This window comes from Pseudomonas saudiphocaensis, from assembly GCF_000756775.1.
GTDB lineage: Bacteria > Pseudomonadota > Gammaproteobacteria > Pseudomonadales > Pseudomonadaceae > Stutzerimonas > Stutzerimonas saudiphocaensis.
In genome coordinates this window covers 542,222-558,693 of sequence record NZ_CCSF01000001.1, presented here as the reverse complement: position 1 = coordinate 558,693, position 16,472 = coordinate 542,222, and the positions used below count along the sequence as shown (strand labels likewise).

16 protein-coding genes are annotated in these 16,472 nt (G+C 61.7%); 2 read left to right on the top strand and 14 right to left on the bottom strand.

Going from position 1 to position 16,472, the window contains the following annotated elements; translation table 11 throughout:
• Positions 1 to 42 precede the first annotated feature (42 nt).
• A complete protein-coding gene (locus BN1079_RS02760) occupies positions 43 to 1,086 on the top strand; it encodes an AraC family transcriptional regulator (protein ID WP_037022148.1) in 1,044 nt (347 codons plus the stop codon).
• Between the two features lie 96 nt (positions 1,087 to 1,182).
• Entirely contained in the window at positions 1,183 to 1,461 is a 279-nt protein-coding gene (locus tag BN1079_RS02755; RefSeq protein WP_037022147.1) for a peptidylprolyl isomerase, read from the top strand.
• A 1-nt stretch (position 1,462) separates the two neighbouring features.
• On the opposite strand, the gene zapE is transcribed toward BN1079_RS02755, so the two are convergent.
• From zapE to BN1079_RS02685, 14 genes are all read right to left on the bottom strand, one after another.
• The gene (gene zapE, locus BN1079_RS02750) at positions 1,463 to 2,578 is read right to left on the bottom strand and encodes a cell division protein ZapE (protein WP_037022146.1); all 1,116 of its coding nucleotides are present in this window, start codon (positions 2,576 to 2,578) and stop codon (positions 1,463 to 1,465) included.
• Positions 2,579 to 2,641: 63 nt separating this feature from the next.
• On the bottom strand, positions 2,642 to 4,774 hold the full coding sequence (locus tag BN1079_RS02745) for a hybrid sensor histidine kinase/response regulator (RefSeq protein WP_052114406.1): 2,133 nt from the start codon (positions 4,772 to 4,774) through the stop codon (positions 2,642 to 2,644).
• Between the two features lie 92 nt (positions 4,775 to 4,866).
• Positions 4,867 to 6,111 (bottom strand): EAL domain-containing response regulator, encoded by a 1,245-nt coding sequence (locus BN1079_RS02740; protein WP_037022145.1) that lies wholly within the window; start codon positions 6,109 to 6,111, stop codon positions 4,867 to 4,869.
• Positions 6,112 to 6,129: 18 nt separating this feature from the next.
• Complete coding sequence (locus tag BN1079_RS02735; RefSeq protein WP_037022144.1) at positions 6,130 to 7,176, bottom strand: protein-glutamate methylesterase/protein-glutamine glutaminase; 1,047 nt, start codon at positions 7,174 to 7,176, stop codon at positions 6,130 to 6,132.
• The gene (locus tag BN1079_RS02730) at positions 7,173 to 8,003 is read right to left on the bottom strand and encodes a CheR family methyltransferase (protein ID WP_037026560.1); all 831 of its coding nucleotides are present in this window, start codon (positions 8,001 to 8,003) and stop codon (positions 7,173 to 7,175) included. The genes BN1079_RS02735 and BN1079_RS02730 overlap by 4 nt, the downstream gene beginning before the upstream one ends.
• A gap of 8 nt (positions 8,004 to 8,011) precedes the next feature.
• Entirely contained in the window at positions 8,012 to 8,533 is a 522-nt protein-coding gene (locus BN1079_RS02725) for a chemotaxis protein CheW (RefSeq protein WP_037022143.1), read from the bottom strand.
• 8 nt (positions 8,534 to 8,541) lie between these two features.
• Positions 8,542 to 10,155, bottom strand: a complete 1,614-nt coding sequence (locus BN1079_RS02720) for a methyl-accepting chemotaxis protein (RefSeq protein WP_231850758.1) — start codon at positions 10,153 to 10,155, stop codon at positions 8,542 to 8,544.
• A gap of 62 nt (positions 10,156 to 10,217) precedes the next feature.
• Positions 10,218 to 12,167 (bottom strand): chemotaxis protein CheA, encoded by a 1,950-nt coding sequence (locus BN1079_RS02715; protein ID WP_052114405.1) that lies wholly within the window; start codon positions 12,165 to 12,167, stop codon positions 10,218 to 10,220.
• 9 nt (positions 12,168 to 12,176) lie between these two features.
• Positions 12,177 to 12,455 carry an STAS domain-containing protein gene (locus BN1079_RS02710; RefSeq protein WP_037022141.1) on the bottom strand — a complete coding sequence of 93 codons (279 nt, stop codon included), beginning with the start codon at positions 12,453 to 12,455 and terminating at the stop codon, positions 12,177 to 12,179.
• 4 nt (positions 12,456 to 12,459) lie between these two features.
• Positions 12,460 to 12,825, bottom strand: a complete 366-nt coding sequence (locus BN1079_RS02705; RefSeq protein ID WP_037022140.1) for a response regulator — start codon at positions 12,823 to 12,825, stop codon at positions 12,460 to 12,462.
• Positions 12,826 to 12,837: 12 nt separating this feature from the next.
• On the bottom strand, positions 12,838 to 13,953 hold the full coding sequence (locus tag BN1079_RS02700) for a methyl-accepting chemotaxis protein (protein ID WP_052114404.1): 1,116 nt from the start codon (positions 13,951 to 13,953) through the stop codon (positions 12,838 to 12,840).
• Between the two features lie 107 nt (positions 13,954 to 14,060).
• On the bottom strand, positions 14,061 to 14,663 hold the full coding sequence (locus BN1079_RS02695; protein WP_037022139.1) for a response regulator transcription factor: 603 nt from the start codon (positions 14,661 to 14,663) through the stop codon (positions 14,061 to 14,063).
• A 168-nt stretch (positions 14,664 to 14,831) separates the two neighbouring features.
• Positions 14,832 to 15,839, bottom strand: a complete 1,008-nt coding sequence (locus tag BN1079_RS02690) for an XdhC family protein (protein ID WP_037022137.1) — start codon at positions 15,837 to 15,839, stop codon at positions 14,832 to 14,834.
• 66 nt (positions 15,840 to 15,905) lie between these two features.
• Complete coding sequence (locus BN1079_RS02685; protein WP_037022136.1) at positions 15,906 to 16,472, bottom strand: nucleotidyltransferase family protein; 567 nt, start codon at positions 16,470 to 16,472, stop codon at positions 15,906 to 15,908.

Genomic DNA, 16,472 nt, shown 5'->3' with positions numbered 1-16,472 from the left:
CTTTCGCGCATAGATTTGGCCATGAAAATGAGTACCGCCGTCATGGGTAAACAGGATTCGGTTGCGGCCTACCTTGTCGAGGCCGCGCTCCATCGACTGCGGGACGCTCCCGAGCGGATGCAACAGATACTGACTCGCGCCGGCATCGAAAGCGCAATGCTGGAAGCGCCCAACGCCCAGTTGCCGGCCGCTGCCGTGAGCCGTTTCTGGCTGGCGATGGCCGAGGAGCTGGATGACGAATTCTTCGGGTTCGATTCCCATGGCTTGCCTGGCGGCAGCTTTGCCCTGATCTGCCGCGGGCTGATCCAGGAACCCAACCTGGGCAGGGCGCTGCAACGCTGCCTGCAATACCTGGCGCTGTTTATCCGCGACATCCGCGGGACGCTCGAAATACGCGGAGCCCAGGCCATCATCAGGCTGGATACGCGCCTATCCGACGGAACTCTCAAACGCGCCGCCGAGGAGATCTTTCTCAGCATCGTACTGGGCGTGATGTGCTGGCTGGTGGGCCGGCGCATCCCGCTCAACCGCAGTTGCTTCAGCAGCGCGGCGCGGCTGGGGGAACCCGCACCCTGGCACTGGGGGCCCCTGGTCGAATACGACGGAACCCGAACAGAAGTTGCCTTCGATGCCAGCTACCTGAAACTGCCGGTAATTCAGGACCTCGCCGCGCTGCGCGGCTTCCTGCGCAGCTGCCCGCAATGGCTGGTGGTGCGTTTTCGTAACGACGCCGGCCTTACATCACGCATCTTCCGCACGCTGCGCGAGCGACCCAGCGACCAATGGCCGACCCTGGCGGAGATGGCCGGCTCATTGGGGATCAGCGAACAGACGCTACGGCGGCAGCTGGGCAAGGAAGGTTTCACCTTTCAGGAGATCAAACACGAAGTCCGCCGCGCGCTGGTATTCAGCCTGCTGCGCGACCGCAGCCTCAGCGTCAGCGAAGTCGCCGTGCGCGCCGGTTTTCAGGAGCCCAGCGCCTTCCACCGCCTGTTCCGGCGATGGACCGGCATTCCCCCCGGCCAGTACCGCAAGGAACTGGATCGCGCCGGCACGCCATGCAGATCAGCCGGCACGTCGACCTGAAATACAGAGGCCATGGGTTCGTATTTACCTGAAGTCGCCACGAACGCGCCGGCCCAGCTGTTCTACAATCGCGCCCGCATTCAAGGAGACCCAACAATGCCCAAAGCCATGGCGCGTCACATACTGGTGAAGACCGAAGCTGAGGCTGCACAGCTGAAGAAGCGCATCGCCAACGGCGAGGCCTTCGATGTGCTGGCCAGGAAATATTCGACCTGCCCTTCTGGCAAAAAAGGTGGCGACCTCGGCGAAGTGCGCCCCGGACAGATGGTGCGCAGCATCGACCAGATAATTTTCAAGAAGGCACTGCGCGAAGTGCACGGGCCGGTCAAAAGCCAGTTTGGCTATCACCTGGTGCAGGTTTTCTACCGCGACTGAGCTATCTGCCGAAACGCTCCAGCTGCATTTCTCTGAGGCGGCTCAGGGTACGGCGAAACGGAAACGCCAGATAACCATCTGTGTAGAGTTCTTCGAGCGGCACTTGCGCCTCGATGTACAAGGGCACTCGGCGGTCGTAGCACTCATCCACCAACGCGATGAATCGCCGAACCGCATCATCCAGCGCGGCAAGCTGAGGTAATTGCCGATCGCCGGCTTTCACCAGCTGTGCAGCATCTTCAGTACCACGGGCGATACGCCCTTCGCGCTGCTTGCCGCCCAGCCTCGGTACATCGCTCAGCAGGACCACCCGGTAGCGATCGCACAGCTCGATGAAGTCCAGCGCCGCGAACGGCTGCTCGCACAGCTCGGCAAAGCGGCACCAGATCACCGCTTCGCAACGCCGAACCACCTGCAAGGAGCGTCGCCCGAGGGTGGTAGGCGCGTCGCTACTCGCACCTTCGGACAAGGCGTCAAATACAGCCGCCAACGCGCTGGGCGCTCCGGGTTCGTGCAACCAGTAACGCTGTAGCTGCGCGCCGGGACGCAGCCGGTGATCCGCTCCGCCGTCCACACTGACCACATCCATATGCAGCTCGATGGCCGCGATGGCAGGCAGGAAACGCTCGCGGTTGAAGCCGTCGGCATACAGCTGGCTGGGCGGCTGGTTGGACGTTGCGACAATGACCACGCCCTGCTCGAACATCACCTGGAACAACCGTCCAAGGATGATGGCATCACCAATGTCGCCGACGAACAGCTCGTCGAAACACAGCACGCGGACCTCTGCAACCAGCTCACGGGCCAGCGCCTGCAGCGGATCGGCCGTTCCGTTGAGCTGAAACAGGCGCATATGCACCCAACGCATGAAGTGATGAAAATGCTGACGGCGCGCCGGCACACTCAGGCTGCCGTAAAACATGTCCATCAGCCAGGTCTTGCCGCGGCCGACGGGTCCCCAGAGGTAAACCCCTCGCGGCGCTGGTTGTTGCACTTCGCTGTGCAGCGCCTCATGGCAGCGCTGCAGCTGCTCGACCGCGGCCAGCTGAGCCGCATCGCTGACAAAACCGTCGGCGAGGGCCTGCTGATACAACGCAACTGGGGATACGGATTTCATGAAGCTAGCCGACTCGGAAAAACCCGATGGTAGCCCAGCGACAGCCAATCGCCGAAGCGAGAGCTATTTCCCCATGGACGCAAGGCCGGTCTTGATGGCTCCCAGCACCCGGTTGAATTCATCGGCGAAGCGGTAATAAGCATCAGCCCAGGCGCGCTCCTCCCGCAGCGCCAACTCAAGCTCCAGGCTCAAGGCTTGCAAGGCTTCTGCACCAAGCGTCCCGGCCAGCGACTTGAAGCGGTGCAGCTCCTCCTGGGCCTGGTCGAATCGCCCATTCTCCAAGCTCTGACACACATTTTCCGCGACCTCAGCGTAGTCATCGGCAAAACGACCCAGCAGGCTCAGGTACAGCTCATGATTGCCCAGCAGACGCGCCAGCGCTGCCTGGTGATCAAGACCGGCAATGTCTGGAAACGGTTGCTGGCGCTGCTCGGATAATTGCTCCGGCGGCAAATGGGCAAGCGGCTGGGACAGCCAGCGTTCCAGCAGCAACTCCAGCTGCACCGGGTCGATGGGTTTGGCCAGGTAATCACTCATCCCCGCCTGCAGGCAGCGCTCGCGATCGCCTCGCAGATTGTTCGCTGTCAGGGCGATTACCGGAAGTTCCGGCTGGCTCGCGCGCAGCACACGAATGGTTTCCAGCCCGTCCATGACTGGCATCTGCACATCCATCAGGACCAGATCCACGCTTGAATCGCTCGCCAGATACTGCAAAGCCTCGAAGCCATTTACTGCCACCGACACCCGCAAACCCAGTGCAGACAACTGCTCGGTCGCCACTTCACGATTCAGCGCGTCATCCTCCACCAGCAACACATGCCGGCCAGCCATGGAGACCCTGCGCAGCGCATCGCCAGCCTCCGCGCTACCAGGTGTCGCGGTTACAGCCTCAAGCTCGAGGCTCAGCCGGAACAGGCTGCCGACGCCCAGCTCGCTGCGCGCCGTCAATTGGCCGCCGAGCAAGGTTGTCAGTTGTGCGCAGATTGCCAGGCCCAGCCCCGAGCCGCCGTAGCGACGGGTGATGGAATCATCCAGTTGCTGGAAGGGTTTGAATATTTCGCCCAGCCGATCTGCCGGAATACCTACACCGCTGTCCTGTATCTCAAAGTGCAGGCCGTAGCGCTCTGCCTGGGCTTCGCCCAAGAGGACTCGCATGGAAATGCGGCCTCGCTCGGTGAACTTGATCGCGTTATCCATGAAGTTGATCAGTATCTGCACGATTCGCAGCGGGTCACCGTAAAACTGCTCAGGCAGGCGCGGATCGATATCCACGATCAGCTGCAGGGGCTTGCCCCGAGCCCGCTCCCAAACAATATCGACGACGCTGTCCACCAGCCGCTGCAGCGAGAATTCCACCCGCTCGATGGTCATCTCGCCCGCTTCGATCTTGCTGAAATCGAGTATGTCGCCGACGACGTCCTGCAAATGCTCTGCGGACTTGAGGATCTTGCCCAGGTAGTTTTCCAGCCGCGGATCATGGTTGCTGCGTCGGGCCAGATGCGACAGCCCCACCAGCGCATTGAGCGGGGAGCGAATCTCATGGCTCATGTTGGCCAGAAAGGTCGCCTTGGCCCGGGTGGCGGCTTCGGCCTGCTCCTTGGCCGCACTCAGCTCGGCGGTCCGCGCCTGAACCTGCTGCTCGAGATCCGCCGCGAGACTGGCCAGTGAGCGCCTATCCCGGGCCTGGTCGGTTTCCACGATCGCCATGCTACCCAAGGCACGGGCGCGGCCATCAACGTCATAAATTGGAAACGAAATCAGCCGGTAGGCGCGGTAGTCCGCCTGATCCACCTCACCGATCTCCAGAAAGCGTTCCTGGGATACCCCTTTCTGCAGCGCCTCGCGCTGGGATTCCCAGACCACCCGGCTCACAGGCGGCAGGCGGGAACCTTGCTCGGCATCCAGCAGATCGAGGCTGCCCCAGTCGGCGACTTCCGAGCCCCGGGTAGCCAGGTTCTCGAAGCGCACCTGGCCGCTCAAATCACGAATGCGCACCATCAACGGCAAGTGGTTGAGTACCTGATGATAGAGCGCGTCACGCTCGGCCAGATGCCTGCGGTATCTCAGCACGCGCCGGGTAAGCCAAAGCGCCAGGGCGACTGTCACCAGGCACAGTGCCATCATCAGATTGCGCGCCAGCAGGTACATCTCGTGAAGCTGCATCGAGTCATTGCCGAGCAACTTTCGCTGCATCATTTCCAGCGCGACAAAGGTTATAAGTACCAGTAGCAGGCATGTCCCGATTGGAGCCAGAAGCCATGGAAGCTTTGCAAGGCGCCGATTCGATTTCATTCCACCACCCAGTCCATCAGGGAGGCGCGGTTTTTATGCTGCAGGTGCCAAACGTCAAGCTGCTCCCCGGGCATGGGGCGGGCAAAAAGATAGCCCTGCCCTGAATGGCACCCCAGCTTCTCCAGCAGCATCAGATCGTCCTTGTGCTCCACTCCTTCAGTCACACAGGGCAAGCCGAGCTTGTGCCCCATCTCGATGGCCGAATAAAGAATCGCGCGGGCACGCTGGTTCCTGTGCGCTTCGCTGATGAAGGCTCGGTCGATCTTCAGTTCGGTGAAAGGCAGCCGGGACAGCTGGCGTAGCGTAGAAAACCCCGTACCGTAATCGTCGATGGAAAGGCCGAACCCTGCCAGACGCAAACGCCCGACCGAACCCAGCGTAACCAGCGGATCGTGCATCAGTGCGCTTTCAGTGACTTCCAGCACCATTTGGCTTGGCTGACGGCCTGCAGCAGACACACGGTGAATCAGGTCATCGGCGAAATGGCGGTTGGCGAGCAGGCTGATATCGACGTTGAGCGCCATGCTGATGGTGTCGTCTGCCAGCCTCGACAGATCGTCCAGCACCTGGTCTACCAAGCTGAAGGTGAGCGCACCGAGCTGGCCGCTCTCGGTCGCAAGGGGTATGAAATCGCCGGGGAATATCAGGGTTTCATCCGGTCTGACCCAGCGTGCCAGCACCTCGTAGCCCGTCACCTGGCCGTTGCTCAGCTGCACTTTCGGTTGGTAATACGGGCGTATGCAGCCACTCTCGATTGCCGCTGCAAGTTCCAGCTCACTCGGCATGCAAGTGGATAGCGCTCCCTTCCCGGCGGGAAAGAGCTTGCCGCCGCTCCTGGACAACAACCGATGCAGATCCTGACCGGCGATAGGCTTGCGCAAGCTGCCAAGCAGGGGCATTCCCGCTGCCGCCAGCATGCCCTCCACGGTGACGATCAGCGCCTCGTCATGGGAGCTGACAATCATGACTTCAGCGCGTATCTGTTCCTCGCTCATGCACTGCAACAGCTGGATGCCGTTCATCACCGGCATTTCCAGGTCCACCAACAGCAGCGGCAGCTCCTCACCACAGGCGCGCAACACCTCCAATGCGGCGTTGCCATCGACGGCCTGCTCGACCTGGTCGAGCCCCAACTCGGCCAATAACGCGCAAAGCAGCTCACGCTGAAAGGGGCTGTCCTCGACGATCAGCACCTTTCGCTGGCGAACCGAATCAGGGAGTTCTGGCAACGCTGTGCGCATAGGTCATTCCAAATGCATTCAAACTTTCTGGCCGAAGTGAGCGATCCGCTCGGGTATCTGGTCCAGGCTACATATCTGCTCCACCGCTCCGTGGCGTATGGCTTCCTTGGGCATGCCAAAGACCACGCAGCTGTCTTCATCCTGGGCCAGGGTAAGAGCACCGGCATCACGCATGATCTTCAAACCGCGGGCGCCATCATCCCCCATGCCCGTCATGATAACGCCGAGCGCGTTGCGTCCCGCTGCCTGGGCGACGGAACGGAACAACACGTCCACCGAAGGTTTATGCCGCGAAACCGGCGGGCCGTCCTGCACCACCACCTGATACTGCGCGCCATTGCGGCGTACGCTCAGGTGCAGACCACCCGGTGCGATGAGTGCCCGCCCCGGTATCACGCGGTCGCCATCCTGGGCTTCCTGCACCTCGATGGCACAGGACGCGTTAAGACGCTGGGCAAACTGTCGGGTGAAATTGGCCGGCATATGCTGAACGATGACCAGCCCCGTGCAGTCCTTGGGCATCCGCTTGAGCAGGTATTCCAGCGCTCGGGTGCCGCCGGTCGAAGTACCGATAGCGACAAGCGCATCGGTGGTACGGCTCAACGCCGTGCCCGCCAGCGGTGGAACGCTCTGAGTCTTGCTCTGTACCGGACGCCCTACCTTGCGCATCCGGCTGGTCGCTGCCTGGCGCACTGTCTGCACCAGTTGCGCCCGCTGCTCCTGAATGAACTGCCCGACCCCAGCGCCCGGCTTGCAGAGGATGGCCACCGCACCGGCGTCCATGGCGTCCAGCGCAACCGCCGAACCCTGCTCGGCCAGAGAAGAAAACACGATGGTCGGAATCGGGTCATCCTGCATCAGCTGCCGCAGAAAGGTGAGCCCGTCCATACGCGGCATTTCCACATCGACCACCAGAACATCGGGCCGCAGAGTGCGCAGTTTCTGAAAGGCGAATAATGGGTCCGGCGCTACGCCGATTACGTCAATGTCCGGCTCGGCCTCCAGCTGCTCGCGCAATAACGAACGCACCACGGCCGAATCGTCGACGATCATTACCTTGATCATGCGGTAATCCTCCGTGGCGCCTGCTGGGTATTGCTCTCCCGATAAACCGAGGGTGCCAGCTGCTGCAGCGGCATACGAATGCCCGCCAGGGACTCGCAGTGCCCGGTGATCAGCCACCCACCGGGTCGCAACGCCTTGCAGAGATTGTCGATCACCCGCTGACGCGTCGGCTGGTCGAAATAGATCAGCACATTGCGCAGGAAAATCACGTCAAAGCCACCAGCCTCGGGCCAGGGGTGCAGCAGATTGTGCTGTTCGAAACGCACCCGCGTGCGCAGGTCCCGATCGATCATCATCATGCCCTGGTAGGTCCCGGTCCCGCGCCGGCAGTAGGTCTTGAGGTAGTCCACCGGCAGCAGTTCCAGACGTTCCAGGCGGTAAATGCCGCGTTTGGCCTGCTGCACCGCACGGCCGCAAATATCACTTGCCACCAGCTGCCAGCCGTCCCCGCCAAGCTGCTCGTCGAGCACCATGGCCAGGCTGTAAGGTTCTTCGCCGGTGGACGCTGCTGCGCACCAGACCTTGATCGGACGGTCTTTGAGGCTGGGGATGATCTGGTTCTTGAGCCGGGCGAAATGCGCCGGCTCGCGAAAGAAGTAGGTTTCGTTGGTGGTCAGGCGGTCGAGCATCTCTGCCCGCTCCGCCGCACCATCCGATCCGAATACATAAGCCAGGTAGGCATTGAAATCCTCCAGCCCCAGCGCATCCACCCGTCGCCAGAGTCGGCTGACCACCATCGAGCTCTTCTGTGCGTTGATCTGAATGCCGGCTGTTCGATAGAGCCATTCCTGGATGGTACGAAACGCCTCCGGGCTGAGTGATTTCATCAACATTCCTAGCTGCTGGCCGTTACGGCTGCTTCAGCACCCGTACCCGCCTCGATAAGCGTTTCCAGTTCGCTCATCGACAACACCGAGGCGATGTCGAGGATCGGAATGAAGCCCTGCTCGCGACGCAGCATGCCGGTGACGAAGTCATTGCGCAGCCCGGTACCGAACTGGGGCTTGCGCTCGATCTCGCTCGGCTCCACCTCGCGCACTTCAGTCACGCCATCGACCAGCACGCCCAGCATATGCAGGTTCTCGCCCTGGGCTACCTCCACAACCACGATGCAGGTGCGGCGGTTGATGCCCGTGGGCTCGCGCCCGAAGCGCACCGACAGGTCGAGTACCGGCACCACGGCGCCACGCAGGTTGATCACACCATGGAGGAACCGAGGTGCCAGCGGTATTGCCGTGACACCCGGGTACTCGATGATTTCACGGATGGCGTGGATACCCACGCCATAGGTCTCGCCACCCAGATTAAACATCAGGTACTGGCGCACCAGTTCGAGATTTTCCTCGGACTCAGCCATGGAACACCTCAGAAGTTAACGAACAGTTTTTCATCGACGGTATCCGTCGAAACGGTCTTGGGCGCAGCGCGGTTAGCGGTCTGACGCATACCACGTGCACCCGCTGTCGAACGGCCGGCACTCGGCTCGGTCTTGAAGAACTGCATAACGGTCTGTAGCTGCAGCGCCTGGCTGCTCATCTCTTCGGCAGTGGCGGACAGCTCTTCGGATGCCGAGGCGTTGGCCTGGGTGGTCTTGGAAAGTTCGACGATGGCACCGTTGATCTGGTCTACACCCGAACGCTGTTCCTGGGATGCAGCGGCGATTTCCTTGACCAGGTCGGCGGTCTTGCCGATCGATGGCAACATTTCTTCCAGCAAGGTGCCGGCACGCTCGGACATCTTCACGCTGGAGCCGGCCAGTGCGCCGATCTCCTGTGCCGCCACCTGGGAACGCTCGGCCAGTTTGCGCACCTCGGCAGCCACTACGGCGAAGCCCTTGCCATGGTCGCCAGCGCGTGCCGCTTCGATGGCCGCGTTCAACGCCAGCAGGTTGGTCTGGTAGGCGATGTCATCAATGATGCTGATCTTGTCGGCAATGGATTTCATCGCTTCGACCGTTTCACGCACTGCTTCACCGCCCTCTTTCGCCGAGGCAGCGGACTGCGTGGCCATGCTGTCGGTCAGGCCGGCATTTTCGGCGTTCTGGGTGACGGTCGCAGCGGTTTCTTCGATGGACGCGCTGATTTCCTCGACGCTGGAGGCCTGCTCGGTAGCGTTCTGGCTCAGGGTGCCGGACGAAGCAGACACCTGCTCGGAGGCGGAAGCCAGCGAGTCCGCGGAGGATGTTACCTGGCCGATGACGTCGGTCAGGCGCACCACCATGCTGTTCATGGCGGCCAGCAGGCTGTCTTCATCACCTTTGCGTAGCTCGACCTTGACGGTCAGGTCACCTTCGGCGATACGGCTAACCACGTCGCGAGCATAGTCCGGCTCGCCACCGATCTGGCGAACAATCACACGGGTCAGGAACAGGCCGAAAAGAATCGCAGTCAACGCAGCCAGAGTGATCACCACCCCCATGACAACCTTCATGGATGCCACGGTCGCCGACGCATTCTGCTCGGAGGTGGCTCCCTGCTGCTGCAGCTCTGCTACCAGAGCTTCAAAGTTTTGTTCGATTTCATGCGAGACAGGACGTAGCGGACCATTGATCAACTCCATCCCTTCAGCACTCTGGCCGTTACGTGTCAGCTCAAGCGCCTTCTGCACACCTGCAACATAGGTATTGAGCCCGGCCTGGATCTTGTCGGCAATCTGAACTTCTGCCTCTAACATATTGGTGGCGAGATAGTCATCGAAAGCTTCTTGGGCAATCTGCCGGTACTCGATGGCACGCTTAACCGTATTCTCCTGCTCCTCTCCTTCCTGGGCCAGGAATCGAAGCGCCGTACGGGTATAGATCAGGTATTGGGCATACGCGTGCTGAGCCTTGCCACCAGCGACAAGGTTGTTTTCATACATATGACTCATTGAGTTACCGACCGCAACGATGTTGTTCAAGGCATACAGCCCCATCCCTGCAGCAACAAGCGCCAGGGTAAAGAACGCGCTGAGCAACTTTTTCGCCAGACTCAGTTTCATAAACCAATTCATCGTAATGCCTCAAGCTTGAAATCAAGGAGAAGGTTGCTGACGGCTGCCCGTCAGTTGGCGCTGCTAACCAGCGCCGGTATGTCGAGAAGAAGGGCGACGCTGCCGTCGCCGAGAATCGTTGAACCACTGAAGCCACGCATGCCGCTGAGCAGGTTGCCGAGCGGTTTGATGACCGCCTGGATCTCGCCGACGAAGCGGTCGACGACGATGCCGGCGCGCTGGTCGCCGCACTGCACGACCACCAGGCATTCGCGGGCACCCGGCTTGCGGGATATATCGAAGCGCTCTGCGAGCCGCAGGTAGGGCAAGGGTTGGCCGCGCAGGCTAAAGACGTCATTGCCGTTTTGCTCGTGGAATTCCAGGCACTCGACCACCAGGTCCAGCGGCAGGACGAAATCGGCATCGCCCACCGCGACCTGGAAGCCGTCGATGATCGCGAGCGTCAGCGGCAGCTGGATGCGGAAGGTCGAGCCCTTGCCGGGCGTGCTCTGGATATCTACGGTGCCGCGCAGCTGCTCGATGTTCTGGCGCACCACGTCCATGCCCACACCGCGCCCCGAAAGGTCGGTGACCTTTTCTGCAGTTGAAAAGCCTGGGGCGAAAATGAGGTTGTAGATGTCGCGCTCGGCCAGTTGCGCCTCCGGCTCCACCAGCCCACGCTCGATCGCCTTGCGCAGGATGCGCTCGGTATTCAGCCCGCGACCGTCATCGCTGATCTCGATGACGACCGACCCAGACTGGTGATAGGCGTTGAGTGCCAGGACGCCTTGCTCGGGCTTGCCAGCAGCGAGGCGCTGCTCGATCGGCTCGATCCCATGGTCCATGGCGTTACGCACAATGTGCAGCAACGGGTCGTTGAGTTTCTCGACCATGGATTTGTCCAGCTCGGTATCGGCGCCGTTGATCTTCAGCTCGATACGCTTGCCCAATTCCTTGCAGACATCACGCACCACACGAGGAAAGCGTTGGAACACTTCGCCAATGGGCACCATGCGCAGGTTCAGGGCACGGTCGCGGATCTGTTCCACCAGCTGCCCGACATCCTCGAGCAGCTCGCTCAGGTCCGGGTCCTGGTTGATCGCAGGGTGGCTGTTGCAAGCGGAGTTGCGAATGACCAACTCGCCGACGGCATTGATCAGCTCGTCCAGCTTGCGCGCGTCAACCTTGATAAAGACCTGTTCGCTGCTGCGGTTACGGATGGTTTCCGTGGCATCCAGAGCGCCGGTGCGCTCCGTGTAGTCGGCTAGCGCCAGACGCTCTTCTTCGATAAACACGTCCTGACTATCGTCCAGAGCTTGAATCTGGATGTCGCAGTCCTGCTCGATAAATTCCAGGGCCTGCTCAATGGCGCTGCGCTCCACCTGGGCCTGCAGCTCGAGTTCAAAGCCCAGGTAGCAGCTTTCCGGGTCTAGTTCGCTGAGCAGCGGCAGGCTCTCCTGCAGCACCTGGAGGTCCAGCACCTGCCCCATGTCGGCCAGGTACTGCACAAAAGGAATCGGGTCCAGCCCATGGGCGAACACCTGTGGCTGCGGCCGCAGGGTAATGCGCCAGTGCGTCGCACCTTCAGCGTTCTGAGCTGCCAGATCATCGCTGACGGTCTGCAACTGGACGCCTTCGAGGTAATCGCCGAGTTCTGCACACAAACGAGCACGCGTCACCGGATCGGGATCTTCGTCCTCACGGCCATCGGCGACGTTATCGAACAGACGGCTCAAGTAATCGCCACAGTTCAGCAGCAGCGAAACGCGAGGGGCATCGATTGGCTGCTCGCCGGTGCGTACCTGAACCAGCAGGTTCTCCATCAGGTGAGTGAAATCCACCACCAGCTGGAGATTGAACATGCCCGACGAGCCCTTGAGGGTATGGGCAGCGCGGAAGATCGCATTGATGCGTTCGCCATCGGCCCCCTGGGTCTCGATTGCCAACAGCGCCTGCTCCATCTCGGCCAGCAGCTCGCGTGCCTCATCCAGCAGCACGCTGCGAACGGCTTGCATATCCATGAGGCTTCCTCAGTTATCCAGCAAAGATGTGAGCCGAACGCGAGCGAGCATCTGCTCGACCGCCGGGCTTGGCGCGATCAGTTGAACGGTCGGCAGCTGGCGGCGCAGCGCCAGCAGCAGCTGCAGGCCGGAGCAATCGATTTCACTGATGCCCTCCAGGCTGATGGCCTCGGGCGTCTGCTGCTGCAGTTCATGCAGCAACAGCGCGTGAAGCTCAGCGGCGCGCTCGATGGTGAAAGCGCCGCCCAGCTTCAGCGAGGTTTCGGGGGTTAGTTGCGATTCGGCCATGGCGTCAGATCACCAGCTTGGAAACGGCGTCGAGCAGCATCGGTGGCTGGAAGGGCTTGGTGATCCACGCACGCACCCCTGCGGCCTTGCCCTGCTGCTTCATGTTGTCACTGCCTTCGGTGGTCAGCATGATCACCGGCGTGAACTTGTACGCCGGAAGCTGCTTGGCGGCCGTGACGAAGCTGATGCCATCCATGTTGGGCATGTTCACATCGGAGACAATCAGGTTGTATTTGCGGCCGTCCAGCTTGCTCAACGCATCCTTGCCGTCCTGCGCCTCCACAACGGTATAGCCGGCGCCACGCAGGGTCAGACTGACCATCTGACGCATGCTTGCCGAATCGTCGATCACCAGAATCGTCTTGCTCATGCTCGTTTCAACTCAAAAGAATGTGATGGAAGAAGAAGCGCCGGCGGACTCGACGCTGCGGCCCTCGTGCAGGGCCTGTTGCTCCAGGGTGGTGTAGGTGCTGCTCAGGCGCTTGAGCCACTGCTGGACGTCCGGCAGCTCGGCGCCCTCGGCGCTAAGGGTGGCCAGGGCCTGCTCCAGGCGCTGCATGTCGTCGGTGACATGGCCCATGATCTGGTCGACGCGATCCTGGAACTGCAGATGGACGACCAGCTGGTTGATGTCACTCTCCAGCACGCCACGCTCCTGCTGGAGCTGGTGCAGAGAGTCCTGCAATACCGTTGCGGTCTCGTTGAAGTCCTGGACGATGTCGTCGACCAGCTGCTGCGATTCCTCGACAACGCTTTGCTCGCGAGTGGCAAAGGAAGCTGAGAGGTCCTGCGCCTTGTGGATTACCTCGGTAACGGTCGCTACCGTTTCGCGAATCAGCTTGCCGGTCTCGCCCGACTCGCTGGAAAGCTTGCGCACCTCATCGGCAACCACCGAAAAACCACGGCCCGCTTCTCCAGCCCGGGCCGCCTCGATAGCCGCATTGAGTGCCAACAGGTTGGTCTGATCGGCGATCTTGCCCACCTGATCGGCCATGCGGCTGAGTTCGTGGGTATGGCTGGCGATGCTGTCGATTTCGGCCAGCAGGAGCGCGCGGTACTCCTGGGTCTGGCGCAGGGCGTCAGTGATCCGGTGCAGACCGAGTTCGGCCCGCTGGATGGTCTCGATGGCGCGGTTACTCTGCTCCTGGCCGTGCTGCGGCGAATCACTGACCAGCCGCTGGCTAAGCTCGGCGAAGCCGCACGACAGGCCGGAAATGGCGCCGCCCACCTGAGTGCGGGCAAGCCCCAGGTGTCGGCCCCACAACGGCAGCACGCTCGCGACGAGCCCTTGCAGCCGCTTTAGCAGTTGCTGCTCGTCGGCCTGGGCGCCGGCCTCGACCTGGAGCACCTCGACCTGCTCGCCGCGCCCGCCAGTCACGGCCAGCAGCACCAGCACCACCGCGCCCCAGGCCGCGCCCAGCCACCAGGTCTCCGCCAGGAACCCGCACAGAATGACGTTGGCCAGCGCCAGGACCCGTCCCGCATTCGGATGTCGCATGCAGCTCAACTCCAGCTATTCGCAATAGCCGGCAAGTTTGAGTTGATGGCGTTTTAATGGCTTGAGTAGAACTACTCAATCGATGAGGGGGAATCTACCCTTCAGATTCAGAGCAGCAGACGAACCAGCTCGACTACCGATGTGACATGCAGTTTGTCCATAAGCCGCGCCCGGTGATTTTCCACGGTGCGCACGCTTAACTCGGTGAGCTCGGCGATTTCGCGACTGGAACGACCCTGCACCACCAACTGCGCGATCTTGCGCTCCTGGGCCGTCAGCAAGGCCAAACGGGCTTCACGAGCCTGGCGCTGGTTACGCTCGTGATGGCGCTCGCGGCTGAGCGCCAGTGCCGCGTTCACCCGGTCCAGCAGTTGCTGGCCATGCACCGGCTTTTCAACGTAATCGAACGCGCCTCGGCGCATCGCTTCAACGGCCGTTGCTACATCCGCGTGCCCCGTGATGAAGATGATGGGCGTATCCAGGCCACGCGCGAGTAGCTCTTCCTGCAGTTGCAGGCCCCCCATCTCCGGCATGCGCAAGTCGGAAAGGATGCACTCACAGGGTCGCGGAAGGTACTGCTCAAGAAACGCTCGTGAGGAGCCGAAGCAGTGCACTTCCAGGCCGATGGAGCCAAGCAGTTGGGCGTGAACCTGAAGAAAGAAGGAATCGTCGTCGATAAGATAAACACTGCCTGTCGACGTGGCGCTCATGGAGTTGTTCCAGTTGAATGCAGGACGGCTCTGGATGGGCTCACTCCAGACGCCTCGGTGTAGAAGGCGGGTATTCCAACACGTCGCTTGGCAAAGAACAAAGAAAACCCACAACCAAGCGCTTCCGCCGTCACACGCAGCCCAGGTGCCCTACCGCCACGAGTGGGCTTAGATCTCTTCCAGCTGCGCCTTGGCCTCGGCGACCTGCATCGTGCGCGGCAAAGCCACTCCGTTTCGAACAGCGATGATCTCGGCCATCACGCTCACCGCAATCTCGGCGGGCGTCTTGCTCCCTATATAGATACCGACCGGCGCGTGCAGGCGCTCCATGGAGGTGCGGGTTTCACCGAAATGTTCGATAAAACGCTGCCGGCGATTTTCGCTGTTGCGCCGCGACCCGATGGCGCCCACATAGAACGCAGGGCTATGCAGCGCGACCAGCAGCGCGAGGTCGTCGAGCCTGGGGTCGTGACTCAGAGCCACAATGCAGCTGCGCGCATCAGGTTGGAAACTGCGCACGGCATCGTCCGGCATCTCGCGAGTGATCTGCACGCCACTTACAGACCAGCTATCCAGATGTTCCGCTCGCGGATCACAGAGCGTGACCGCAAAGTCGTTGAACAGCGCCATGGTGGCCAGATATTCGCCCAGCGAACCGGCGCCGATAAGCAGCATGCGGTGCTGCGGCCCGATCGTGCTGGACAGCCTAGAACCATCAAAATGCAGCGCCTCGGGCGCGGCGAGCGTGGCAAGGGTCACCTTGCCGGTGGTGCAATCAACCGTGCGCCGCACCAGCTGCCCGGCCTCCAGCTGCTGCACCAGGCTGTCGAGCGCAGCGAAATCAGGCTGAAACTCCAACAGCAATTCCAGAGTGCCGCCGCATGGCAAACCAAAGCGGTGGGCCTCGTCTGCGGTCACGCCATAACGCACCAGCTCGGGCGCTGACTGAGGGATGGTTGCACCGCCGAGGCGGCTGTAGCGCTGGATCAGATCATCCTCGATACAGCCGCCGGACACCGAACCCACGCAGCTGCCGTCCTCACGCATGACCATCATCGAGCCGGCCGGACGCGGCGACGATCCCCAGGTCTGCACCACGGTCACCAGCTGCAGCCGATGGCCGGCAGCCAACCAGTCGCGGGCCGTGCGCAGCACGCGCACATCTGTGCTTTCCATCTTCAGAACTCCTGTCAGGTCGTTGAAAACCACCTGCGTTGGCAAGACAGGCTTTTTCAACGCCCGCTAATCCCTGGATTGCAGCAGGGCTTCGGCCTGAGCTAGATCTTCCAGGGTGTCGATATCAGTGACGATGCCGGGATCATCGAGTTCCAATATGCGAAGCTGCCCGGCCTCCCGATAGCTTCCCACCACGGTGGCTGCACCTCGGTCACCTCGTAGCGCCAGCAGTGCATCCCGGCACTGCGCAGCAAAGCCGACCGGATGCCCGCGCCTGCCGCTGCAGAACGGCTGCACCACCGGGCTGGAAGACAGCTCCCGCGCCACGCGCAGCAGGGTTTCTGGCCGGATCAGCGGCAGGTCACCGGGCAAAATCAACCAGCCCGGCGCCGCCGCTGTCGCCGCCACCCCGCGGGAAATGGAATCGCCCATACCATCGGTCTCGGCCGTTACACCCGGGCGCACCAGATGGAATCGCAGGCCGGAGCCCGCCACGCTATCCAGCACGCGCTGCAGCACCGGTACCCCATCCAGCAGTGCATCGAGCTTGTGCGTCGCACCGCCGGACTCGGCAAAGCGCCGGCCATGACCGGCGGCCAGCACGATCACGCAGGGCAGTTCCTGTGCGGACAT